The organism is Staphylococcus sp. EG-SA-17, assembly GCF_017151845.1.
In the GTDB taxonomy this organism is placed as follows: Bacteria; Bacillota; Bacilli; order Staphylococcales; family Staphylococcaceae; genus Staphylococcus; species Staphylococcus aureus.
Genome location: NZ_JACVZO010000004.1, coordinates 69,306 through 94,539 on the forward strand (window position 1 = coordinate 69,306; position 25,234 = coordinate 94,539).

Annotated in this window: 25 protein-coding genes, 1 riboswitch and 2 other annotated features; of the genes, 1 reads left to right on the top strand and 24 read right to left on the bottom strand. The window is 33.1% G+C overall.

Going from position 1 to position 25,234, the window contains the following annotated elements; translation table 11 throughout:
• Position 1: 1 nt before the first annotated feature.
• Entirely contained in the window at positions 2–2,632 is a 2,631-nt protein-coding gene (locus tag IDG65_RS03175; RefSeq protein WP_000425346.1) for a valine--tRNA ligase, read from the bottom strand.
• A gap of 44 nt (positions 2,633–2,676) precedes the next feature.
• Positions 2,677–2,978, bottom strand: a binding site (T-box leader).
• A 57-nt stretch (positions 2,979–3,035) separates the two neighbouring features.
• Between IDG65_RS03175 and IDG65_RS03180 the strand changes: the two genes are divergently transcribed.
• On the top strand, positions 3,036–3,596 hold the full coding sequence (locus tag IDG65_RS03180; protein WP_000997121.1) for a DNA-3-methyladenine glycosylase I: 561 nt from the start codon (positions 3,036–3,038) through the stop codon (positions 3,594–3,596).
• 222 nt (positions 3,597–3,818) lie between these two features.
• Here IDG65_RS03180 and IDG65_RS03185 read toward each other — a convergent pair whose 3' ends face one another.
• From IDG65_RS03185 to nrdR, 23 genes are all read right to left on the bottom strand, one after another.
• Positions 3,819–4,892, bottom strand: a complete 1,074-nt coding sequence (locus tag IDG65_RS03185; RefSeq protein WP_000177993.1) for an AbrB family transcriptional regulator — start codon at positions 4,890–4,892, stop codon at positions 3,819–3,821.
• 33 nt (positions 4,893–4,925) lie between these two features.
• Positions 4,926–5,027 (bottom strand): hypothetical protein, encoded by a 102-nt coding sequence (locus tag IDG65_RS03190; protein WP_001788970.1) that lies wholly within the window; start codon positions 5,025–5,027, stop codon positions 4,926–4,928.
• Positions 5,028–5,087: 60 nt separating this feature from the next.
• On the bottom strand, positions 5,088–6,374 hold the full coding sequence (gene hemL, locus IDG65_RS03195; protein ID WP_001270861.1) for a glutamate-1-semialdehyde 2,1-aminomutase: 1,287 nt from the start codon (positions 6,372–6,374) through the stop codon (positions 5,088–5,090).
• A 47-nt stretch (positions 6,375–6,421) separates the two neighbouring features.
• Entirely contained in the window at positions 6,422–7,396 is a 975-nt protein-coding gene (gene hemB, locus IDG65_RS03200; RefSeq protein ID WP_000667126.1) for a porphobilinogen synthase, read from the bottom strand.
• Between the two features lie 2 nt (positions 7,397–7,398).
• Complete coding sequence (locus IDG65_RS03205; RefSeq protein WP_000805956.1) at positions 7,399–8,067, bottom strand: uroporphyrinogen-III synthase; 669 nt, start codon at positions 8,065–8,067, stop codon at positions 7,399–7,401.
• 21 nt (positions 8,068–8,088) lie between these two features.
• The gene (hemC, locus tag IDG65_RS03210) at positions 8,089–9,015 is read right to left on the bottom strand and encodes a hydroxymethylbilane synthase (protein ID WP_001230226.1); all 927 of its coding nucleotides are present in this window, start codon (positions 9,013–9,015) and stop codon (positions 8,089–8,091) included.
• A 41-nt stretch (positions 9,016–9,056) separates the two neighbouring features.
• On the bottom strand, positions 9,057–9,872 hold the full coding sequence (gene ccsA, locus IDG65_RS03215) for a cytochrome c biogenesis protein (protein ID WP_001157329.1): 816 nt from the start codon (positions 9,870–9,872) through the stop codon (positions 9,057–9,059).
• Positions 9,873–9,893: 21 nt separating this feature from the next.
• Positions 9,894–11,240, bottom strand: coding sequence for a glutamyl-tRNA reductase (gene hemA / locus IDG65_RS03220; protein ID WP_000545453.1), 1,347 nt, complete (start codon positions 11,238–11,240; stop codon positions 9,894–9,896).
• A gap of 216 nt (positions 11,241–11,456) precedes the next feature.
• Complete coding sequence (gene yihA, locus IDG65_RS03225; protein ID WP_000867695.1) at positions 11,457–12,047, bottom strand: ribosome biogenesis GTP-binding protein YihA/YsxC; 591 nt, start codon at positions 12,045–12,047, stop codon at positions 11,457–11,459.
• A 153-nt stretch (positions 12,048–12,200) separates the two neighbouring features.
• Complete coding sequence (clpX, locus tag IDG65_RS03230) at positions 12,201–13,463, bottom strand: ATP-dependent Clp protease ATP-binding subunit ClpX (RefSeq protein WP_000472293.1); 1,263 nt, start codon at positions 13,461–13,463, stop codon at positions 12,201–12,203.
• Positions 13,464–13,613: 150 nt separating this feature from the next.
• Positions 13,614–14,915, bottom strand: coding sequence for a trigger factor (gene tig, locus IDG65_RS03235; protein ID WP_000127572.1), 1,302 nt, complete (start codon positions 14,913–14,915; stop codon positions 13,614–13,616).
• A 47-nt stretch (positions 14,916–14,962) separates the two neighbouring features.
• On the bottom strand, positions 14,963–15,073 hold the full coding sequence (locus tag IDG65_RS03240; protein ID WP_001790560.1) for a hypothetical protein: 111 nt from the start codon (positions 15,071–15,073) through the stop codon (positions 14,963–14,965).
• 4 nt (positions 15,074–15,077) lie between these two features.
• On the bottom strand, positions 15,078–16,007 hold the full coding sequence (locus tag IDG65_RS03245) for a hypothetical protein (protein ID WP_001280010.1): 930 nt from the start codon (positions 16,005–16,007) through the stop codon (positions 15,078–15,080).
• Between the two features lie 18 nt (positions 16,008–16,025).
• Positions 16,026–16,634, bottom strand: a complete 609-nt coding sequence (locus tag IDG65_RS03250; RefSeq protein WP_000032657.1) for an NUDIX domain-containing protein — start codon at positions 16,632–16,634, stop codon at positions 16,026–16,028.
• Positions 16,635–16,775: 141 nt separating this feature from the next.
• Positions 16,776–17,132 carry a 50S ribosomal protein L20 gene (gene rplT / locus IDG65_RS03255; RefSeq protein ID WP_001138360.1) on the bottom strand — a complete coding sequence of 119 codons (357 nt, stop codon included), beginning with the start codon at positions 17,130–17,132 and terminating at the stop codon, positions 16,776–16,778.
• Positions 17,133–17,178: 46 nt separating this feature from the next.
• Complete coding sequence (gene rpmI, locus IDG65_RS03260) at positions 17,179–17,379, bottom strand: 50S ribosomal protein L35 (RefSeq protein ID WP_001125540.1); 201 nt, start codon at positions 17,377–17,379, stop codon at positions 17,179–17,181.
• Positions 17,380–17,407: 28 nt separating this feature from the next.
• Entirely contained in the window at positions 17,408–17,935 is a 528-nt protein-coding gene (infC, locus tag IDG65_RS03265; protein WP_001791162.1) for a translation initiation factor IF-3, read from the bottom strand.
• Between the two features lie 28 nt (positions 17,936–17,963).
• Positions 17,964–18,089: a sequence feature (ribosomal protein L20 leader region), on the bottom strand.
• A gap of 74 nt (positions 18,090–18,163) precedes the next feature.
• Entirely contained in the window at positions 18,164–19,657 is a 1,494-nt protein-coding gene (locus tag IDG65_RS03270) for an amino acid permease (protein WP_000049154.1), read from the bottom strand.
• 144 nt (positions 19,658–19,801) lie between these two features.
• Positions 19,802–19,977: riboswitch (Lysine riboswitch) on the bottom strand.
• A gap of 105 nt (positions 19,978–20,082) precedes the next feature.
• Positions 20,083–22,020: a threonine--tRNA ligase gene (thrS, locus tag IDG65_RS03275; RefSeq protein ID WP_000435132.1), complete on the bottom strand. Its 1,938-nt coding sequence runs from the start codon at positions 22,018–22,020 to the stop codon at positions 20,083–20,085.
• Between the two features lie 197 nt (positions 22,021–22,217).
• Positions 22,218–22,340 carry a hypothetical protein gene (locus IDG65_RS03280; protein WP_031789488.1) on the bottom strand — a complete coding sequence of 41 codons (123 nt, stop codon included), beginning with the start codon at positions 22,338–22,340 and terminating at the stop codon, positions 22,218–22,220.
• A 92-nt stretch (positions 22,341–22,432) separates the two neighbouring features.
• On the bottom strand, positions 22,433–23,353 hold the full coding sequence (dnaI, locus tag IDG65_RS03285) for a primosomal protein DnaI (RefSeq protein WP_000808621.1): 921 nt from the start codon (positions 23,351–23,353) through the stop codon (positions 22,433–22,435).
• On the bottom strand, positions 23,353–24,753 hold the full coding sequence (locus IDG65_RS03290; protein ID WP_000533496.1) for a replicative helicase loading/DNA remodeling protein DnaB: 1,401 nt from the start codon (positions 24,751–24,753) through the stop codon (positions 23,353–23,355). The genes dnaI and IDG65_RS03290 overlap by 1 nt, the downstream gene beginning before the upstream one ends.
• Complete coding sequence (nrdR, locus tag IDG65_RS03295; protein ID WP_000650082.1) at positions 24,754–25,224, bottom strand: transcriptional regulator NrdR; 471 nt, start codon at positions 25,222–25,224, stop codon at positions 24,754–24,756.
• Between the last annotated feature and the right edge of the window lie 10 nt (positions 25,225–25,234).

Below are 25,234 nucleotides of genomic sequence, written 5' to 3' on the forward strand. Positions count from 1 at the left end.
CCTATGCTTTTAATTGTTCAATTCTTGCCTTCACACCATCATATTTTTCTTGATAATCTTGTTTTTTACGTTTTTCTTCATTTATAACCTTTTCAGGTGCTTTACTTACAAAGTTTTCATTAGAGAGCTTTTTATCTACTCTATCTAATTCGCTTTGAAGTTTAGCTAATTCTTTTTCCAAACGGCTGATTTCCTTATCCATATCAATTAGCCCTTCTAATGGTAATACCACTTTACCTGCAATTACAACTGATGTCATTGCTTTCTCAGGAATTTCCACGTCAGTGCTAATATTTAAGGTACTAGGATTACAGAATTTGATTAAATAATCTTTGTTTTGTGATAAAGTTGTTTCAATTTCTTTATCTTTAGCTTGAATTAAAATAGGTATTTCTTTAGACAATGGCGTATTTACTTCTACACGTGATTGTCTTACAGATTTAATGATTTCAACAAGTTGTTGCATTGTTTGTTTACTTTCTTCAAAAATCAATGATTCACGCACTTCTGGCCATGAAGCTTTAACAATTGTGTCACCTTCATGTGGTAAACTTTGCCATATTTTCTCTGTTACAAATGGCATGAATGGATGTAGCATTCTCATAATATTGTCTAAAGTATAACTCAATACTGAACGTGTAACTTGTTTTTGTTCTTCATCATTACCATTCATTGGAATTTTACTCATTTCAATGTACCAATCACAGAAATCATCCCAAATGAAATTATATAATGCACGTCCAACTTCGCCGAATTCATATTTGTCACTTAGATCAGTAACTGTTGCAATCGTTTCATTTAAACGTGTTAGAATCCATTTATCTGCTAATGATAAGTTACCACTTAAATCGATATCTTCAACTTTAAAGTCTTCACCGATATTCATTAAACTGAAACGTGCCCCATTCCAGATTTTATTGATAAAGTTCCACACTGACTCAACTTTTTCAGTTGAGTATCTTAAATCATGTCCTGGAGATGAACCCGTTGCTAAGAAGTAACGCAAGCTATCAGCACCGTATTCGTCAATAACATCCATTGGATCCACACCATTACCTAATGATTTACTCATCTTACGCCCGTCTTCAGCACGAACTAAACCGTGTAATAATACATCATTAAATGGACGACGATCTGTAAATTCTAAGCCTTGGAATATCATGCGTGCTACCCAGAAGAAGATAATATCGTAACCTGTAACTAAGGCATTTGTTGGGTAGTATCGTTTAAAGTCTTCACTTTCTAAATCAGGCCAACCTAACGTAGAGAAAGGCCATAAAGCACTTGAGAACCACGTATCTAATACATCTTCATCTTGTTGCCAATTTTCAATATCAGTTGGCGCTTCTTCTCCAACATATATTTCGCCTGTTTCTTTATGATACCAAGCCGGAATTTGATGACCCCACCATAATTGTCTTGAAATCGTCCAGTCTCTAATATTTTCCATCCATTGGTTAAATGTATGTTCGAAACGTTGCGGATAAAAATCAATACGATCATCTGTTTTTTGGTTATCTAATGAACGTTTCGCTAAGTCTTCCATGCGCACAAACCATTGTGTTGATAAATATGGTTCAACAACAGCGCCAGATCGTTCTGAATGACCTACAGAATGAACATGATCTTCAATCTTGATAACTAAATCTTGTTCTTTTAAATCTTCAACTAGCTGTTTACGACAATCAAAACGGTCCATACCTTCGTATTTACCAGCTTTGTCGTTCATTTTACCATTTTCATCCATAACGATAATATTTTCTAATTGATGTCTTTGACCAATTTCAAAATCATTAGGGTCATGTGCTGGTGTCACTTTCATAGCACCAGAACCGAAGTCTATATCAACATACTCATCTGCTAAAATAGGCAGTTCGCGTCCTACGATTGGTAATATAACAGTTTTACCGATTACATCTTTGTATCGTTCGTCATTAGGGTTAACAACAATCGCTGTATCACCTAACATCGTTTCTGGTCTTGTTGTTGCAATTTCAATAAAACCTTCACCATCAGCGTAAGGATATTTAAAATGATAAAACGCACCTTGAACATCTTCATGTATTACTTCAATATCAGATAAAGCTGTACGTGCTTTAGGATCCCAATTTATAATACGTTCGCCACGATAAATAATTCCTTTATTGTATAAATCAACAAAAACTTTTTTAACTGCTTTACTTAAACCTTCATCTAAAGTAAAACGTTCTCTACTATAATCTAAACCTAGACCTAATTTAGCCCATTGCGCACGAATAAATGACGCATACTCTTCTTTCCAATCCCATGCCTGTTCTAAAAACTTTTCACGACCAAGATCATATCTAGTTATTCCTTGTTCATTTAATTTAGCTTCTACCTTTGCCTGTGTCGCAATACCAGCATGATCCATACCTGGTAAGTATAACGTATCGTACCCTTGCATACGTTTCATACGTGTAATGATATCTTGTAAAGTTGTATCCCATGCATGTCCTAAATGTAATTTACCAGTTACATTTGGTGGCGGGATAACGATTGTATATGTTTCTTTTGATTTATCTTCTGACGGTTTAAAATAACCATTCTTTACCCATTCTTCATAACGTCCCGCTTCAACTTCACGAGGATCATATTTTGGTTTCATTTCCATTTGCTATACCTCCTAAAAAAATAAAAAATATCCATCCTATATACAAATAGGACGGATATTCCGTGGTACCACCTATATTCAAGAAGGATGATTAATATCAAATTCACTCTTTTAACATAATTGGAATAATCATACCAATACTATCATCGTGAAATTTGAAATGCTTCATCTCTTCAAGCACTCTAGATTATGATTAACGCTCAAACACGTCTTAGCCTACTATTAATCACGTTCAGCTAAGATACTCTGTGGGCTACCTTCAGTAAAAATCATTTACATACTCACACCAAATCATATGCTCTCTTTAAAATAATTTGAACTTACTCTTCCCAAATCATATATTAAACTCTTAACTTATAGTATAATGATTGACAAAATAAGTCAATGTATAGGTGGGAATAAAATGAATGATTGCGCATTTGGAACTAAAGATCCAGTCTACTTAGACTATCATGATTATGTATGGGGACAACCGCTCTATGATAGCAAAGCATTGTTTAAACTTTTAGCATTAGAATCACAACATGCTGGGCTATCTTGGTTAACTATTTTAAAAAAGAAAGAAGCCTATGAAGAAGCATTTTATGATTTCGAACCAGAAAAGGTAGCGCAAATGACCGCTCAAGATATCGACCGCTTAATGACTTTTCCAAATATCGTTCATCATCGTAAAAAATTAGAAGCAATTGTTAATCAAGCTCAAGGGTATTTAAAAATTGAACAAGCATATGGTAGTTTTAGTAAATTTTTATGGTCATATGTAAATGGTAAGCCTAAAGATTTGCAGTATGAACATGCTTCTGATCGTATCACAGTTGATGATACTGCAACACAACTATCTAAAGATTTAAAACAATACGGGTTTAAATTTTTAGGTCCAGTAACAGTATTTTCGTTTTTAGAAGCAGCCGGTTTATATGATGCACATTTAAAAGATTGTCCATCAAAGCCTAAACACAATTAATTTGCTATAGCATCATAAAATAAACGAGACATCGTCTATTTTTAACTAATAGACTGTCTCGTTTTTTGATGTGAAAATTTATTCAAATCATAAGTTAAAGTTCCAAGTTAATGCACTGCGAATATTAGATATCTTAATCTAAATATAGATGTACAACCTTTGCTTAAACCTTAATAATGAATTCTATCCTAAGCATAATTCAACTTAAATGGATGATAGTTTCTAATCTTCACGCTTATTCGAACGATATTTTAAAAAGTAATTAATTCCTGGTGCAATAATAAATAGGATGAAAAAGATTCGGAAAATATGATAACTCGTAATCATAGCAACATCGGCACCAGTAGCTAATGCAACTAAAACTATCTGATTAACCCCTCCTGGTGCTGCACCAAGAAACAATTCATTAATAGGATTATTATCAAAGAAATGTATAACATAAACCATGATTAGCGCACCAATTATCAACATAATATTTTGAATTGTAATTGCGATTGCTAGTCTACCTTTTAAATCTGACAATAAATGCGCAATTTGAACTCCAATTCTAATCATATATATTAGTTGTGCCATGTTCAACAACCAATGATCTAGTGTAAATGTTAAATCTGTAGAAAAATTCCAAACAATTAATACAATGAGTGGTGCTAATAATTGAAATGTTGGAAACTTTATTTTAGACATAATTAGATAAACTATAAAGATAGCTATCGCTAAAATAACTATTTGCCCTATGTTTAATACTTGTGATAAAGGCAAGACTTTTGTTAACTTTCCATTCGCATGCATGTTACCATCATGAAAAAAATATGAAATGAACGGTACTAAAACAACAACAAATATAATTCGTGATGTTTGCGTTAAGCTAACAACTAACAAATTAGCACGTTTGTCTTGTTCAGCCATGACCAGCATTTGTGTTAGTGCTCCTGGTATAACACTTAAAATAGCTGTTTCTGTATTAATACGTGCAATTTTTTTAAAAATAAATGCCATTACTAATGCAATTAATAATATCGAAATAGATACAACAATAATCGAAAGCCAATTGTCTTTAATATCCATAACGACATTTTTCGTAAACGTTGATCCGATTTGCACACCTAATAGTACAATACCTAATTCACTAAGTAAGAATGGCCATTTAATATCAAGTTTGAAAACTTTCACACAAATGATTGATGCGATAATAGGACCAAACATAAATGGGAGTAATACGTGCGATGAATACAATATAATACTAATAAAAAATGATAAAACGAACACAATGAAATTATTTCTATATATCATTGTCATGTTTTCCACTTCTTTCAATAAAAAATAAAATGACTAAATTGCTGCTTGAGCTTCACGTTTGTTAAGATAACAATATCCGCTAGCAGTTTTGACTACAAAGCATATATGGACTTTCACTATCAAGTCGCCGCCCATGTCTGATATACATTTAAAAAGAGCCTGAACAAAGTTCAGGCTCTCAATTTGTCCGTATATTTATTTTACAATACGACTTAAAGCCGTATCAAATGCTTGAATCGTTTTTTCAATATCTTCTTTCGTGTGTGCCGTAGATAAGAATGTACCTTCAAATTGAGATGGTGGTAAAAACACACCTTCTTTTGCCATTTCTCGATACATTTCTGCAAATAATTTCAAATCACTTTTATTCGCTTGTTCAAAATTAGTTACAGGTCCTTCATTTAAGAAATAACCAATCATTGAACCTGCTCTATTTACAGTTATTGGTACATTGTGTTTAGCAAATACACGCTTTAAACCGTCTTCAAGTATATCGCCTAACATATTAAAATACTCATATGTCTCTGGCGTTAATTGGCTTAACGTTTCATAACCACTTGTCATTGCAAGAGGATTTCCTGATAACGTACCCGCTTGATAAATATTTCCTAATGGTGCTATATGATCCATGATTTCTTTTTTACCACCAAAAGCACCTACAGGTAGTCCTCCACCGATAACTTTTCCTAAGCAAGTTAAATCTGGTGTCACACCAAAGTGACCTTGTGCACAATGATAACCGACTCTGAAACCAGTCATTACTTCATCGAAAATTAGCAATGCTCCGTATTCAGTCGTAATATCTCTTAATCCCTGTAAAAAACCTTCAATCGGCGGTACGACACCCATATTACCAGCAACAGGTTCTACGATTACCCCAGCAATATCGTCTCCAAATTTTTCGAAAGCGATTTTAAGTGCATCTAAATCATTGTATGGAACTGTAATTGTATTTTTAGCAATACCTTCAGGCACACCAGGAGAATCCGGCAATCCTAATGTTGCCACCCCAGAACCAGCTTTGATTAATAACGAATCACTATGACCATGATAGCAACCTTCAAATTTCACAATTTTATTTCTGCCAGTATAACCACGTGCTAATCTTAAAGTATCCAATGTAGCTTCTGTACCAGATGACACCATACGCACTTTTTCTATTGAAGGTACTCGGTCAATAACGAGCTGCGCCAATTTATTTTCAAGTAATGTTGATGCACCAAAACTTGTACCTTTATCAATTGCTTCATGTAAATGACTAATAACTTGAGGGTCTCTATGTCCTAAAATAAGTGGTCCCCAACTTAGTACATAGTCGATATACTCGTTACCATCGATATCATAAATTTTTGAACCTTTACCGTGATCCATAAAAATTGCTGGTGTATCTACTGATTTAAATGCGCGTACTGGACTATTTACACCACCAGGCATTAAAGTTTCAGCAACCTTCATTGCTTCTTCTGATTTCGTATATCTCATAAAGTAAATTCCTCCTATAGTTTATGGAAAATCATACATATAAAACCTTATTTATCTAAATAGCGACAAATGTCCTTTGCAAAATACGTAATAATCATATCAGCACCTGCACGTTTCATTGAAACCATTTGTTCCATAACGACACGTTCTTCATCTATCCAACCATTTTGTGCCGCCGCTTTAGTCATACTATATTCTCCACTCACATTATATGCAACAACTGGAACATTCGTATGATTTTTAACATCTCGAACTATGTCTAAATAACTTAGAGCAGGTTTAACAATCATCATGTCGCACCCTTCTTTTAAATCACTTTCTAATTCACGAAGTGCTTCCAAACGGTTAGCAGGGTCCATCTGATACGTTTTTCTATCCCCAAATGATGGCGCTGAATCTGCTGCATCTCTAAAAGGTCCAAAGAAACTTGATGCATACTTGACACCATAACTCATTATAGGAATATTGTAATAGCCGGCTTCATCTAATCCACGACGAATTTCAGCAACAAAACCATCCATCATATTACTTGGCGCAATAATATCAGCACCAGCTTCCACTTGAGAAATTGCTGTTTTAACAAGTAGTGGCAATGATTTATCATTGTCAACGTCATGTGTATGGTCATCAATCACACCACAATGACCATGATCAGTATATTCACATAAACAAGTGTCTGCAACAATTAATAAGTCATCATACATTTTTTTAGCAATACGTGTCGCCTGTTGAATAACACCATCGTGAATGTATGCACCAGTACCTATATCATCTTTTGAGTTTGGAACACCGAAAAACATAATGGCACGTATGCCTAAGTCATAAGCTTCTTTTAATTCACTTTCAAGTAAATTCAAACTGATTTGGTATACACCTGGCAATGACTTAATTTCTTTTTTCACATCGTCTTTTTCAACTACAAAAATTGGATATATTAAATCTTCTTTTCTTACATGATTCTCTCTAACCATATCTCTCATTGTCGCTGATGATCTCAATCTTCTATGTCTATCAAATTTCATTTTTAGCCCCTACTTTCTAAAATCTTTTCAATTAGTGATTCGAGTGTTTGAATTTCTGCAATTGTTACTGGTTGTTGATATGATTTAATGGTCCGTGCTGTTTGTTCTCCAATAGCAAAATACGACTTGAATTTTGGTACAAATCCTTCATTAAAATAATAACGTACTGCCGACGAACTTGAAAATGTTAATGCATCGATTTGTTGATGTTCTATCATTTCTTTAACATCTTGTATATTTTGTTTGTTAGGCACTGAAGTATATAAATCTATTTTAACAACTTCATTATTTTTAGATAACGCTGCTAATAACAATGGTCTCGCCAATTCACTCGAAGGCAAAAGTATTTTTTGGTTAGTTTGATTAAATGATTTTAAAAATCCTTCTTGAGAAAAGTCGTTTGGCATAAAATCAACTCGAATGCCAAGTGATTCACAATATTGCGCTGTCTTACTTCCTATCACAGCAATGTTATCAACATTAATTCCTTTTAGATATTTATAAAAGAATTTCACAGCATTTTTAGATGAAAAAACAAGCCAGTCATAGCGTTGATTTAACAAATGAATATCAAAATTTAGTGGCTTTATATCAATAAAGGGTTTGTGAATAATTGATACTAAATCACTTTGCATGTCATTTGTTTGTGTCATAACTACAACTGGCTTCATATTTAAACGTCACTCCATTATTTAATGTTGTTCATTTAAGCGTTTTATAATTTCATAAGCACCTTGCTCTTTTAATTTGTTACTCACTGTTTTGCCTAACTCAACCGGATCTGTTCCGTTCATTGTATATTCAAATCGTTCTTTACCATCTGGGGTCATAATTAAACCTGTAAATTCGATTTCTTTTTGATCTGAGATTGTAGCATATCCTGCAATTGGCACCTGACAACTACCATCCATTTCTGCTAAAAACGTTCGTTCAGCAGTCACACATTTTGCAACTTCATCATTATGTACTTTGCTTAATAATGTTAATAGTTCTTCATCGTCACTACGACATTCTATCCCTAAAGCACCTTGTCCGATTGCAGGTAACAATGTATCTCTATCAAGATAAGATGTTACAATATCATCTGACCAGCCCATTCTTCTTAAACCAGCTGCAGCTAAAATAATCGCATCATAATCTTCAGTTTGTAACTTTTCTAATCGTGTATCTATATTACCTCTAATCCATTTAATCTCTAAATTAGGATACTTAGATAATATTTGTGCACCACGACGTAATGAACTAGTACCAATAATACTGCCTTCTGGCAATTGGGATAGTGGTGTATGTGTTTTAGAAATATACGCATCAAAAGGTAATTCTCTATCAGGGATACAACCTAATGTTAAACCTTCCGGAATTACACTTGGTACGTCTTTAAGTGAGTGTATTGCCATATCGATATTTTTTTCAAAAAGTTCATGTTGTATTTCTTTAACAAATAAGCCTTTGCCTCCGACTTTAGACAATTGTTTATCTACTATACGATCGCCTTTCGTGACAATTTCTTTAATTTCAATTTCTAGATTTGGCTCGACAGCTTTTAATTTATCAATAAATTGCTGGCTTTGTGTTAAAGCTAATTTACTTCTTCTGGAGCCAACGACTAATTTACGCATGTTCAATTCCTCCTAGGAACGGATTGCTCTAGATTATTTTCTCAATTCACAAAATGTGTTGCAAAAAATAAATTAATCATATTTAAGCAAAATAAAATAATGTTATAGTATATTAAATATCTTGAATTCAACCATTTGTTGATTCTAAGTAAAATATAACTTCCATATAATACTGTAATAATTGAAGAGAGTATTACCTTCGGGTCAATGAATATACGTTCACCAACTGAAATTACACCCCACTGTGTACCTAAAATAATACTAAATATGAGAATTATCCACCCACTTAACGTTGAGTAAAACACAATTGATTCAAGTGTAGCAACGCTACCTATTCTAAAGTATTTTTGATCAAAACGCTTTTCCTTCAAATTACGGTATTGCATGATATACAGTAATGCATTGACAAAAGCTAAGGCAAAGAAGACATAACTTAACACAGCTAGACCGATATGGACTAACAGTAACTCGTCTACAACAGCAATTTTCTGAACCTTATTAGTATAATGTGTCGGTTGAAATGTATTCATCCCTAAAAGTGTTAGCCCTATTAAATTCAAGAAAAACACTGAGAAATTCAAAACTTTGATAAGGTTAAGAATTAAAGAGATTGAAATAATCAGCCAACTTAAAGTATAGAATACATCTGAAATAGACCCTAATGGAATATGTCTAGTTTGTATAATAAAAATAGATAAAGAGATTGTTTGTAAAACCCAAACAATCCCCAATAAATATATGCCTAAACTTCTAATCTTATGACTTTTTTGGACAAAATCATAAAAATAGCAAATGATACTGATTAAGTATATTAATAATATAATTTCATTGAATCGAATAAACAGGTTTTCTTGCATATTATCACCATATTAATATGCTTATTCAAAACTAAAGATACGTCGTGCTGAAATTTCCTTGACCTTGCTTTCTTTTTGTTGCTTCGCTTGCTCATGAGGACATTCAGCTTCGATATCAAATATATTTTGAAATAGCTCTAATTTTTCATTACTTTTCTTATCACTACTTAATTCTTTGGCCTGTTTAATAGGATCTTTCAACATTTGATTGATGATACTTTTTGTATGTTTTGATATAATTTTACGTTCTCTTTCGCTTAACCCTGGCAATTTACGATCAATACTGTCCATCGTTTCTGCTTGAATTGTCATAGCTTTTTCACGTAAAGCTCTAATCACTGGAACAACACCCAACATACTAATCCACTCATTGTGTGCATGTATTTCTGCAGGAATTTGTTCCGAAATTGTTGCAGCCGCTAATTGTCGCTCACGTAAGTTTGCATCAACTAAACCTTTTAAGTCATCAACATCATAATTAAAGATGTTTGTGATGGCACTAATACCAGGTTCAATATCTCGAGGAACTGCAATATCAATCAATACTAGTGAATCTTGCTTTCTATTTTCTGCAATTCTTTCTATCATTTCATTTGTAATGATATAAGATTGTGCACTCGTTGAACTAATCACAATATCTGCACTTTCAAGTAAATTTGGTAATGATGATAGTTCATCATATTTCACTTGATGCTTTGCTGCTAATTTCATAGCATTTTCAATTGTTCTATTTACTACTGTAATATCAGTAATTCCAGAACCAAGAAGATTTAATAGTGATAATTCACTCATTTCCCCTGCACCAATAATGATAGCTTGCTTACTTTTCAATTTGCCAAATACTTTTTTCGCCAACTCGACCGCAGCATAAGACACACTTACAGCATTATCAGCTATATCTGTTTCATTATGTGCTCTTTTTGCAAAAGTAATTGCCTGTTTAAATAGATGATTAAAAATTGTTCCTGTCGTACCTGTGCTTTGCGCTAAGAAAAATGCATCTCTTATTTGACCTAAAATTTGAGTTTCTCCAAGTACGATTGAATCTAAACCAGAAGTGACACGCAATAAATGTTCTACTGCTTCGTCCCCCACTTTTACTTCTGACATTGCTTTAATATCATCTACTTCAAATCCAAATGCACGAGCTAGAAATCGTTGAATATAGTAACGACCTGTGTGAATTTGATCAACAACAGCATATACTTCAGTTCGATTACATGTTGATAATATGACATTTTCTAAAATAGATTTAGTTTCATATAAATCTTCATGGGCAATTCGTAAGGCATCATCTCTAAAAGCAACTTGCTCTCTTAGTGCAACATCAGCTGTGCGATGATTTATACTAATTGCAATAAAATGCATTTGAAACGCCCCCATATATACTAACAATACAAATATTATAACATAATTTAAAATCCAATTAAGTACGATGCTTAAATAAATTATAATCTTTCTAATTTACTTTTGAGTTTTTGACAAAATGATGAACGTTGAAAAATGTTATCAATTGTGTACTAATTAAAAGTTTCGTGCTTACATTATTTTTAAAATTTTTGTATAAGTTTTGTCGTACAAAAACTATGAAATATACGGTTCAATTAAATTCCATATTTGTTGTTGTTTATTATTTTTAATTGATGAATAACTTACAATTGTATCGTCTGGGTCCATATCTAATTGTGTCTTAATATTTTTAATATGCTTTTGAACTTTACCTTTTGGAATTTTGTCTTCTTTAGTGCATATAACTAAAGTAGGAATATCAAAATGCTTCAAATAATTGTACATTAAGATATCATCTTGTGTTGGATCATGTCTTAAATCAACTAATTGAATAACTAATTGCAAATTCTCTCTCTTAGTTATATATTCCTCAATCATTTTCCCAAATTTTTCACGTTGTGTTTTACTTACTTTAGCATATCCATACCCTGGAACATCCACAAAAATAAGTTGTTCATCTATATTATAAAAATTTAACGTTTGCGTTTTGCCGGGTTGCTGTGATGTACGTGCCATATTTTTTCTGCCAATCATACTATTGATAAATGTAGACTTACCTACATTAGATCGACCGCTCAGTGCAACTTCAGACAATTCTGTTTCTGGATATTGTTCTTCTTTTACTGCACTAATGATTAATTCTATATTATTAGGATTAACTTTCATTTTATATCCTCACTTTTTTATATTCTCTTTCAACTCTACCATTATATAATATTTGAACCTTTCGGTATACATTATAAAAAAGCTCCGATCAAAGTTAAACTATTTGAGCGTCAACTTTGATTGGAGCTTTTCACTTTTATAACACATCAATGATTAAGCTGATGTTTTACTATTATTAATTAAATTACCTTCTGCGTCGTATAGTTCTGGTTCAGTTTCTTCATTAATTGTTTGTGCTGTAATAACTACCTTCGTTACATTTTCGTTAGAAGGCACATCAAACATAATATCGATTAACGATTCTTCTATGATTGAACGTAAACCACGCGCACCTGTTTTTCTTTCAATTGCTTTTTCACTAATTGCTGATAAAGCTTCTTCAGTGAACTCTAAATCCACATCATCTAATTCCAGCATTTTAGTATATTGTTTCACAAGTGCATTTTTAGGTTGCGTTAAGATGTTTTTCAACGCAGTTACATCTAATGTTTCTAAATTAGCTACAATTGGCACACGTCCGATAAATTCAGGAATCAAACCATAGGCTTGCAAATCTTCTGGGCGAATTTGTGCTAATAATGCTTGTTCGTCATATTTATCAGCTTCATTGCTTGAGAAACCAATAACTTTTTCACCAAGACGGCGCTTAATCACTTCTTCAATACCATCAAAGGCACCACCAAGAATAAATAAGATATTTGTTGTATCAATTTGAATCATTTCTTGGTTTGGATGTTTGCGTCCACCTTGTGGCGGAACACTCGCAGTTGTGCCTTCTAAGATTTTAAGCAATGCTTGTTGAACACCTTCACCTGAAACGTCACGTGTTATAGATGTGTTTTCAGATTTACGTGCAATTTTATCAATTTCATCTACATAAATAATACCTTTTTCGGCTTTATCAATGTCAAAGTCAGCTGCTTGAATTAATCTCAACAAGATATTTTCAACATCATCGCCTACATAGCCAGCTTCAGTTAAACTTGTCGCATCTGCAATTGCAAATGGTACATTCAACGTCTTGGCTAAGGTTTGAGCTAATAATGTTTTACCACTACCTGTTGGCCCAATTAAGGCAATGTTACTTTTTTGTAACTCAACATCATCTTCTTTTGGTCCTAATTGTTGAATACGCTTATAGTGGTTATAAACAGCCACAGCTAAAGATTTTTTAGCTTTTTCTTGACCAATAACATATTCGTTTAAATGATCCATAATTTCTTTAGGAGTAGGTAATTCTGTAATCGCTTCAGAAGTATTTTGAGCTAATTCTTCTTCGACGATTTCTGAGCATAATTCAATACACTCATTACAAATATATACACCACTTCCTGCTACAAGTTTTTTTACTTGATCTTGGTCTTTTCCGCAGAAAGAGCATTTCAAATTTTCTTCATCTTCATTGAATTTAAACATTCTTTTTACACCCCTATTCGTTAAAGACTATACTAGATTGGATATTACAATGCAACATATTAACATACAAACTTTTTGCTTAAAGAATAGTAGCAGATACATAAGCTATGCATCTGCTACTCATTTTTGTAATTTAATATTTAATGAAGATTAATCTTCTTTAGTTCCTTCAACGAACTTTGCGTTATCTCTTAATAAATCGATAACTTTTTGGATACGAACATCATTTTTAATGATATCAGTATTACCTAAAGTATTTTTGATATCTTCAACTGAGATATTAAATTGTTTACTCATTTTTTCTAATTCTTTATCGATATCTTCATCAGTAGCTTCGATTTTTTCAGCTTCAGCGATCGCAGTTAAAGTTAAGTTAGTTTTAACACGTTGTTCTGCATCGTCTTTCATTTGCTCTCTTAATTGAGATTCATCTTGACCTGAGATTTGGAAGTACGTTTGTAAATCTAAACCTTGTTGTTGAATTCTTTGTGCAAATTCAGACACCATACGATCTAATTCAGTATTAACCATTGCTTCAGGAATATCGATTGTTGTATTATCAGTAGCTTTTGTAATCGCTTCTTCTTTTTCAACATTTTCAGCATCTGTAGCTTTTTGTTCAGCTAAACGTTTACGTAAGTTTTCTTTATACTCGTCTACTGTATTTGCTTCCGCATCTAATTCATTAGCAATTTCATCTGTTAATTCTGGAACTTCTTTAAATTTAATTTCGTTAACTTTTGTTTTAAAAGTTGCTTCTTTACCAGCTAATTCTTCAGCATGGTATTCTTCTGGGAATGTTACGACAACATCTTTTTCTTCGTCAACTTTCATACCTTCTAATTGCTCTTCGAAACCAGGAATGAATGAACCTGAACCGATTTCTAAATCGTAACCTTCAGCTTGTCCACCTTCGAATTCTTCTCCGTCAACTGAACCACTAAAGTCGATGTTAACTGTGTCGCCATTTTCAACAACACCATCTTCTTTAACTACCATTTCAGCTAAATGTCCTAAGCTGTGGTCAATCGCTTCTTGTAACTCATCATCAGATAATTCAGTTTCTTGTTTTTCAATTTCAAGACCTTTATAGTCTCCTAATTTAACTTCTGGCTCAACTGTAACTGTTGCTTCAAAAATAAAATCTTTACCTTTTTCAATTTGAGTAACACTTACTTCTGGTTGTGCAACTGGTTTAATATCAGTTTCGTCAATTGCTTCACCATAAGCATCTGGTAATAAAATGTCGATAGCATCTTGATATAATGCTTCTACACCAAAGCGTTGTTCGAAAATTGGACGTGGTACTTTACCTTTACGGAATCCAGGTACGTTAATTTGTTTAACCACTTTTTTGAATGCTTGATCTAACGCTTTGTTTACTTTTTCTGCAGGAACAGTAACAGTTAATAAACCTTCGTTACCTTCCTTTTTTTCCCAAGTTGCTGTCATGTATATATACCTCCATGATTAACTAATTTATTTTTTCAACTTCCCTATTATATCATAGGTCTATTCCCTATACAAACATTGAAATCACAACGTTTATATATTTGTAAATCAACTTTTTTCGTCAAAACTATATTAAAATGCTGAGTATTATTTTGCAACAATTTAACTATTATTATTCAAATCTAATTGCTGAATAAAATTAAATGCATCGATACTTTGTAATTCACATTTAAGTCCTAACATATTTTTGAAATAACATTCGTATGCATTAATCCATTTATTCGTTTCAAACAAAGTTTCAATATCAATTGGATAAATCATGATAGAGTGATTATTCATAATATGGTGTGCTTCTTCAGCGATATGTAAAGCACCATCATTTAATGTTTCCATAACGTTAGGTATAACTTTTTCTTTCAGCGTTGTATGTTCTAGCCCATTTAAATTAGCTGGTACAAAAGTTACATCCATACCATACTTTTCAATTGTCAGTTCTTGTGTACAATTTGCAAACCTTAAATACTCAATCATTAAACTAATTAGGTTATAACTGTACGTATTAGATTTTAATATATATAATACCGTTTCTTGAAATTGAAAATGACCAATGTCTATTAACTTCAAAATCAAGTGCGTCTGTTCCCTCATTGATAACGTATCAAAATCAGTTAATGACTGAGTCAATCGTTTTTCATCTTCAATTAATTTTGACTTAGCAAATTCTTTAAGAGGATGTAATGCCATTCTTGTTTTGTGATCTTTGACTTCATCAATAATTTGATGAATTACTTCTACCGCTTCAAAATATTGTCCCAAACCAATCAAACTTTTCACGTAATAAATCATCAATGCATCATATTGTTGTATGCCAGTTTTCAATAAGACAATTGTTTCTTCTCTTAATTCAAGAAATGACCCCGTCTCATATAACATACGGCATTTCATCATTGCTATTTCTTCAGTGAGTTCAAATTGACGTTCATATTGCACAATATATTCATACATCAGGTCATAGTTTTGGTCTTGTTCAGCACGTTTTATATCTTTATATAACTTTATCGAAGAGTTAGGAAACTGAATAATATCTGACATATATGTCACCTCGTTTGATTATAAATCTTGAAGGATTAATGCGCTCCACGTTTCGAAATCATCATATGACTCTATGTTGCCTTTTTCAACCCATTTTATTCGTAAAGTATCTGTTTCTTTAGCTTCTACATCATTCGTACTTACAGTGATTTTAAATACAACACCAATATGTACCTTGCCCACTTCATTATTATCGTCATTAATAAAACCGATATACTCCATATTTTGTGAATCTTGCTCACTTAAACCTACTTCTTCTTCTAATTCTCTCTGAGCATTAACTCTCAATACTTCGTTAATAGATTCTGCTCCTGGAACATCATTCATATGACCGCCTACACCTATTGAAGATTGTCCATGCAATCGAGCTTCTCCACCGCCAGATAATCGTTCATACACTAATATCTCGCCATGCTCATTTTCAAGTAAACAATAAGAAATGAGTTGTTTATATGATGGATCCTCTTCCATATCGCCGCGTCGCTTAACTTCATATTGACTTAGCGCATCAAAAATATTTTGACCTTCTGGTTTATTCTTATTTAAAAACCCATTAAAAGTATTCTTTTCATTATTAAAAATAATTTCTCTAGGTACTACAATGATTTGTTCATCAAATTTAGACATCGTATAAAACTCCTCACTTTAATGTTTGTTCTCTTAAATGCATTTTAGCAAATATGTCATATTTTAGCGATTAAATGTGGCATTTTGCTATTTAAAAAATAAAAAAGAGATGACAATGCCATCTCTTTTTTATAAGTGTTATTATTTTAAAGCATCTTTAGCTTTAGTTACTAATTGAGCAAATGCTTTTTCATCAGAAATTGCAATTTCTGATAACATTTTACGGTTAATGTCGATACCAGCTTTTTTCAAACCGTTCATTAAACGTGAGTAGCTCATTTCATGTTGACGAGCTGCTGCGTTGATACGTGTAATCCATAATTTACGGAAGTCACGTTTACGTTGACGACGGTCACGGAAAGCGTATTGACCTGATTTCATTACTTGTTGCTTAGCTACTTTGTATAATGTATGTTTTGAACCGAAGTAACCTTTAGCTAATTTAATCGTTTTTTTACGACGCGCTCTTGTTACTGTTCCACCTTTAACTCGTGGCATAAAAAATTCCTCCTTAGGTAATTCCTACCGATTTCTGTATTTGTTCTTATTTTTTGTATGCTAATAATTGTTTTACACGTTTCATGTCGCTCTTAGACACTAATCTAGCTTTACGTAATTGACGTTTTTGTTTAGTGCTCTTGTTTGCGAATAAGTGAGATGTGAAAGCTCTTGAACGTTTTAATTGACCTGAAGCAGTTCTTTTAACACGTTTAGCTGCTCCGCGGTGAGTTTTCATTTTTGGCATAATATAAGTCCTCCTGTAATAGCTTTAATTATTTTTCAGCTGTTGGCGCTAACATGATAAACATTTGACGCCCGTCCATTTTAGGTTTTTGTTCAACTGTTGCTATATCTTTGCATTCATCTGCATATTTTTCTAGCACACGTTGACCAATTTCCTTATGCGTAATGGCACGCCCTCTGAAACGAATAGATACTTTACATTTATCGCCTTTAGTTAAGAATTTACGTCCGTTTTTCAACTTAGTTTGGAAATCATGTTCCTCAATTGTTGGACTTAAACGAATTTCTTTAACATTGATAATTTTTTGTTTCTTTTTCATTTCTTTTTCTTTTTTCTGTTGTTCGAATTTGAATTTACCGTAATCCATAATTCTTGCAACTGGTGGTTTCGCATTCGGTGCAACGACCACTAAGTCTAAATCTACACGTTCAGCCATTTCTAAAGCTTCTCGCTTTGATTTAACACCAATTTGTTCACCATCTTGACCGATTAAACGTAATTCTTTTGCACGAATTTTGTCATTGATTTGAGTTTGATCTTTTGCTATGGTTGACACCTCCAAAATTTTTACGAAATTTGCACCAAGCAAAAAGGAAGAGCAGGTATAAAATACCCGCTCTTCCTTATACACAGATATGTGTAATGTGATTAACCTGCCAACTGCTTTATGCGTCGCTACAGGTGAGAAGCGGGTGCTTCTACTTGGTTCGTTTCGTATTCAACGTTGTTAATCATATCAACAATTCACATTTAAGTCAACACTATAACTGTAATTATTTTTATTTTAACCTTTTATTTCATCCATTGACACGTCTTGACGTAAATCTACTTGTTCTAATGGAATTTTTTTCGTTTTATATCGAAGCTTATGATAAATAAAGAATGCTAAAAATACTGGAATTCCCATATACGTAATTAAGAAGCGACTAAAATTAAAATCTCCTGTTTTAATAAAGTCAACATCTTGACCAATAATTACTACAATACATAAAAAGCCAGCAAATAATGGTCCGAATGGGAATAATTTAGCAGTATATTTTAATTTAGATTTGTCATAATTTTGTTTATCAAATGCTCTTCTAAATCGATAATGACTTACTGCTATACCTACCCAAGCAATAAAACCAGTTAAACCACTTGCTGCAACGATATATTCGTATGCACCTTTTGTAAGGCTTTGTAATACGAAAATAATCACTACAATGATTGCTGTAACGAGTAACGACATATATGGCACACCGTTTTTATTTGTTTTACCAAATGCTTCAAACGCTAATTTATCTTTACTCATTGAATATAGCATTCGAGTTGAAGCATACATACCTGAGTTACCTGCTGATAACACAGACGTTAAAATGACTGCATTCATAAATGATGCTGCAAACGCAAATCCAGCATTTTTAAACACTAATGTGAATGGAGACGTTGCTACATTATCACTACCACCCATTAATGCACTACTATCATAAGGAATTAACATACCGATAACAAAAATGGCTAAAATGTAAAATAATAAAATTCTCCAGAATACTTGTTTAATTGCTTTCGGCACAGCACGTTCAGGATTTTCTGATTCACCAGCCGTAATACCAATTAACTCAGTACCTTGGAATGAGAAACCAGCGATTAAGAATACACCTAGAATTGATAACAAACTTCCGCCTAGATTGCCACCAAGAATAGGACCTTCACCTTTATTAAATATTTCGAATCCTACAACATGACCACCCATGATTCCGACAATCGTTAATAAACCAATTGCAATGAAAACAATAACTGTAACCACTTTTATCAATGCCAACCAGTATTCACTTTCACCATAGACGCGAACTGATAACGAATTCAGACTAAAAATTATAACTAAGAACAACGCACTCCATGCCCAAGCGGGTATGCCTTGCAATGGTGTCCAATATTGAATGACTTGTGCTGCAATCGTAATATCTGCTGCTACAGTTACTACCCAGTTAAACCAATAGTTCCAGCCAAGCGCAAATCCTAAAGATGGATCAACAAATCTTGTAGCATATGTACTAAATGAACCTGATACTGGCAAATACGTAGCCATTTCGCCAAGTGACGTCATTAAGAAAAATACCATTATTCCGATAATTGCGTATCCTATTAATGCACCCAAAGCACCTGCATCATGAATTGCTCCACCAGAAGTTACAAATAAACCTGTACCAATACAACCCCCAATCGCAATCATAGAAATATGACGATCTTTAAGTCCCCTTTTGACAACATTGTTACTTTCATTTTGAACTTTTGACATATAAGCTCCCTTTCCATGTTTTAGAGGCCAAGAAATAAATAACCTTTATTCACTTTCATACCCTTTTTTACAGAACATAGTGATATTAAAAGTAAAAAAGTGGCTACATACCTTTAAGATATGCAACCACTTTGGCAATTATCTATATAAGGTAGCACATCACATTCTGTGACAGTACAGTTCCTATTCGAAAACTGTCCCAATAGATATAATTTATGGTTTATATCTATTTCGGCATCTTTACCTTTCACTTGTTCAACTTATGTACCATAAATACTTCTGACAAGTTACTAATTAAACATGCAACCTCTAACTCAATTTAATATTTTAACTAACTTGTAATATACAGGATTCATCACGCATAATCAACCCTGTGAAACTTGATACGCAATAAAAATTTCAAAGCATTTTATTGCGACAACTGTCTATCTATGTTTTTTTAAACGAATTTCATCAACTAGATTCCAGATAAATTCATCTTTTTCAACTGTTTCTTGGTCTTGCGATCCATATTGACGCACATTCACTTGATTATTTTCAACTTCCTTATCCCCAACTACGATTTGATAAGGTATTTTTTGCATTTGAGCTTCTCTAATTTTATAACCCATTTTTTCATTACGGTCATCAATACTTACACGAACGCCTTGAGATTTCAATTCATCTTGTAATTGGCGCGCATAATCATAATGTAAATCAACGTTAACTGGAATGATTTGAACTTGTTTTGGCGCTAACCAAGTTGGGAATGCACCTTTAGTTTCTTCAGTTAAAAATGCTACAAATCGTTCCATTGTTGATACAACACCACGATGAATAACAACTGGACGATGATGTTCACCATCTTGACCAATATAAGTTAAATCAAAACGTTCTGGTAATAAGAAATCAAGTTGTGCTGTTGATAATGTCTCTTCTTTACCCATCGCTGTTTTAACTTGAACATCTAGTTTCGGACCATAGAATGCCGCTTCACCAATCGCTTCTTCGTACGATAAGCCAAGCTCATCCGCTGCCTCTTTAAGCATATTTTCAGCTTTATTCCACATATCATCATCATCAAAGTACTTTTCTTTATCTTCAGGGTCTCTATAACTTAATCTAAAGCTATAATCCTCGAAACCAAAGTCTTTATACACATCAATAATCATGTTTACAACGCGTTTGAATTCTTCTTTAATTTGATCAGGTCGAACAAAGATATGTGAATCATTTAAAGTCATACCACGAACACGTTGTAATCCTGATACAGCACCACTTGCTTCATATCTATGCATCGTTCCTAGCTCAGCGATACGGATAGGTAATTCACGATATGAATGTGGTTTATTCGCATAAATCATCATATGATGTGGACAGTTCATTGGACGTAATACCATAGATTCTGTTTCATCTAACTGCATTGGTGGGAACATATCTTCTTGATAGTGATCCCAGTGACCAGATGTTTTGTATAAATCAACATTAGCAAGTACTGGTGTATAAACGTGGTCATATCCCATGCTAACTTCTTTATCAACAATGTAACGTTCAATTTCACGTCTAATTGTTGCACCGTTAGGTAACCATAATGGCAAACCAGCACCAACTAATTGGCTATTTGTGAATAGTTCTAACTCTTTACCAATTTTACGATGATCACGTTCTTTACGCTCTTCTAACATTTGTAAATGTGCTTTTAATTCTTTTTTATCAAAGAAAGCAGTACCGTATATACGTTGTAACATTTTGTTGTTACTATCTCCACGCCAGTATGCACCTGCTGTAGATAATAGTTTAAACTCTTTAATTTTAGCTGTTGATGGAACGTGAACGCCACGACATAAATCAGTAAAATCACCTTGACTATATAATGTTACATTTTCATCTTCAGGAATCGCGTCGATTAATTCTAATTTGTATTCATCATTGCTGAATAACTCTTTCGCTTCATCTCGTGAAACCACTTTTCGTTCGATTTTCATATTTTCGTTAACGATTTGTTTCATTGTTTTTTCAATTTGTTCAAAGTCATCAGATGAGATGTTTTGGTCAATGTCGAAGTCATAGTAGAATCCACCTTCTATTACAGGACCTACACCAAATTTAACATTACCATATAACCTTTTAATCGCGTGTGCCATTAAATGTGCAGTAGAATGACGTAATACCTCTAACGCTTCTTCACTACCTGGTGTCACAATTTCAATTGATCCATCAGTTTCAAGCGGTTTAGTTAAATCTACAAGTTGCCCGTTAAATTTGCCGGCAACAGCTTTTTTACGTAATCCAGGACTAATTGATTGTGCTATATCTTCAGTAGTAGTACCTTTATCAAACGCCTTTTTATTACCATCTGGAAATTGAATATTAATTTGTTCCATGTTAAACCCTCCTATTTGCTTTATAAATACTTTTATCTGACCTCGTTAAAAAATTGAACAACAATCATCGTTTTAACATTAAACCTATTAACAATAAACAGGGAATTTATGAAACCAACGAACATTTTTGTCTGAAAAAAACAAAAAATCCCGCCCCTATACAAGGGACGAGATCGTCGTGGTACCACCCTAGTTATTTAATACAATTTATGTATTAAATATCTCTGCTTAAGATAACGGTCTTGATCCGGGTATTCATTACAAATACCATAAATGAAGTAGTAATCACCTAATTTATTAACCATATTCTCATCAAACAATGGCTTTCTGTGTAATATTGATTAGATCATCTTGTCTTCAATCATTTAAACGATTTAGATTTGTATTCATTATACACCAATCATTTTAAAATTCAATTGTTTCTGAAATTTTCTCCTGATAAAAAGTATGGTGTTGACAAAGATTTGACACGTTCAATAATACGTGCTGCTTTAGTCTTCTCTTCACCATCACGAGTCATCGCTAAATGATGTTCCAATTCACTATAGTCAAAATTAGAACTAAAGAATGTTGGTAATTCATGAACCATTCGATAATGTAGCAAAGGTCCAATTACCTCATCTCTCACCCATGGAGTCACTTCTTCAGCCCCAATATCATCAAGCATTAAAATGTTTGCTTCTCTTACGCGATGTAATTTCTTTTCAAAAGAACCATCTTTAAAGCCACCTTTTAATGTTCTAATAAATTCCGGTAAATAAATAATTGTCGAACGTACCTTCTTAGATTTGAGCTGATTCGCAATTGCACCTAGAATAAAAGATTTACCTGTCCCAAATGGACCATAAAGGTAAAGGCCTTTCACTTGTTCCCCATTAGTTATTGCTGTACAAATATCATCTGCTGCCATAGCTACATCAAGACGGTCTCGATGATTCATATAAATATCTTTCAATTTGGCATTTAAAGTATCTCGTTGCATATGATGAGATGTAATTAGCTCAGCTTCAAAGCGTTCTTCGTCGTACTTGATTTTACATGGGCATTGTAAATAGCGTATTTTAATTCGGTTATTATCAACATATAACTCAGGCACATGCCCCTTTACGAAATTTGGACAATCAGCAAATTTATGACCGTCATAATGTTTTTGTTGATCTTTATACTCTTGTAACACATTTAAGTCTTCATCAATCATAGCATTCGTTAATTCAGCTCGATGCGCTTCCAAAAATTGCTTAACATCTGGGTCATTGATTACTTCTTTTTTTATCTTTTCTATTCTTTTTTCAAAGTCCTGCGACGTGTTAATTATACTTTTAAATTGCTTCATTATTGACTGTCCTCCTCCCATTTTTTAGATAATTTATCTAGAAATGCTTGTCGATCTTGCTCTAATTGTTGATCATCTACGCTATTATCTTTAGCCGAATCTTCTTCACTAGGTTTATCTCTATTTTCTAACCATTTAGGTGTTTTTTCTTTTGAAATACGATTACGCTGCCCATAGTATGAACCACGCTTTTGGTAATTTCCGCTAGAACCCTCATTTTTAGGTTGATTAACTTTTTTAGCGTAATTATATGCTTCTTTAGCTGTCTTAATACCTTTTTTCTTCCAATTTGATGCTATTTCCAAAATATACGCTTTAGGAAGTTTCATATCTTCTTTTAACATGACAAATTGCAACAAAATATTAATGACGCCAAAAGACATTTTTTCACGTTCAATTAATTCTTCAACCATTGTCTTTTGCGATATAGTTGGTTCTGATTCAGACCAAGAAGCTAACATATCAATTGGACTCGTTTGTTCAAGTAACTCAAACCATTCATCACTTTGTGGCTTTGGATTCACTTCTGAAGATTTGCCCGTCGAAGATGATGTAACAGGAGATTTCACCTGTAATTTAGGCATTTGATTTTCGTGTTCCATTAAGTAATACGAGCGTGCTTGTTTACGCATTTCTTCAAAGGATAACTGTTGTCCACTTGTAATTGAATTTAAAATAACATGCTTCATGCCATCTGCTGTTAAACCATATAAAGTCGCGAGTTGTGTAATTAAACGCTTTGCATCTTTGGTAACAATGTCTTGACTAATAAAATGTTTACCTAACATTTGTCTCAACATTTCAAAGTCAAAAGATTCATTTGATAAATCGATACCTTGGTACGGTTCATTAATCGGAATATCACTTGTATCGATATCTATTTTTGTAGACGGCACTTTAAAAACATCAGTAAATTGTCTTGTTACCTGTTTAAATTCACTCAAATCAATTTGTTGATACTCAAAGTATTTCTTCAACTCATGAAATCGACGATGCTCGACTTCACTATATAAAAAGATTGACAACATTGGATCATTAAAAAATAAATGTGCTGAAGGCGGTTGAATTAATTGGTAAACAAATTGTGTTTCTTGTTCATCATGTTTGACAAACGCCTTTAACAATCCAATCGCTTCAAGTAAGTCCATTTGTTGTCTAAACTCTAGTAAATTAATTTTAAGTTCATTCATAAAAATATAATGAGAAAGAATCAATGTTTCATTATGACTTTCTTTAACGAATTGTGTCATAAAATGGTATAAACCCACTGCTTGTGTTCCAATTAGCGGTGTATACAGTCGATTCAATACCTCTAAATGATTCGTATTTAAATCAAAGTGTTGCATAACTTTGAATTGATCCTTTGGTCTTAAGCCGAATTCGAAGGCTTGTCGTCCCATTTAAGCATCACTCCGTTTGTTTTCGCTTAAAATCCCTTGCATCGATGCTAACAATTGATCAACATCTTTAAATTCTTTATAGACTGATGCAAATCTAACATATGAAACTTGATCAACATGCATTAACAAGTTCATAACGTGTTCACCTATATCTCGTGAAGACACTTCCGTATGACCTTCATCTCGTAATTGCCATTCAACCTTGTTAGTTATGTCTTCAAGTTGTTGATATCTAACTGGTCGTTTCTCACAAGAACGCACAAGTCCATTAAGTATCTTTTCTCTTGAAAACTGCTCTCTTGTGCCATCTTTTTTCACAACTATAAGCTGACTAACTTCGATATGTTCAAATGTAGTGAAACGTGTTCCACAATTTTCACATTCTCTTCGTCTTCGAATGGCATTTAATTCATCGGCATGCCTTGAATCTACAACTTTAGATTGTGTAGAATTACATTTCGGGCATTTCATTACATCACCC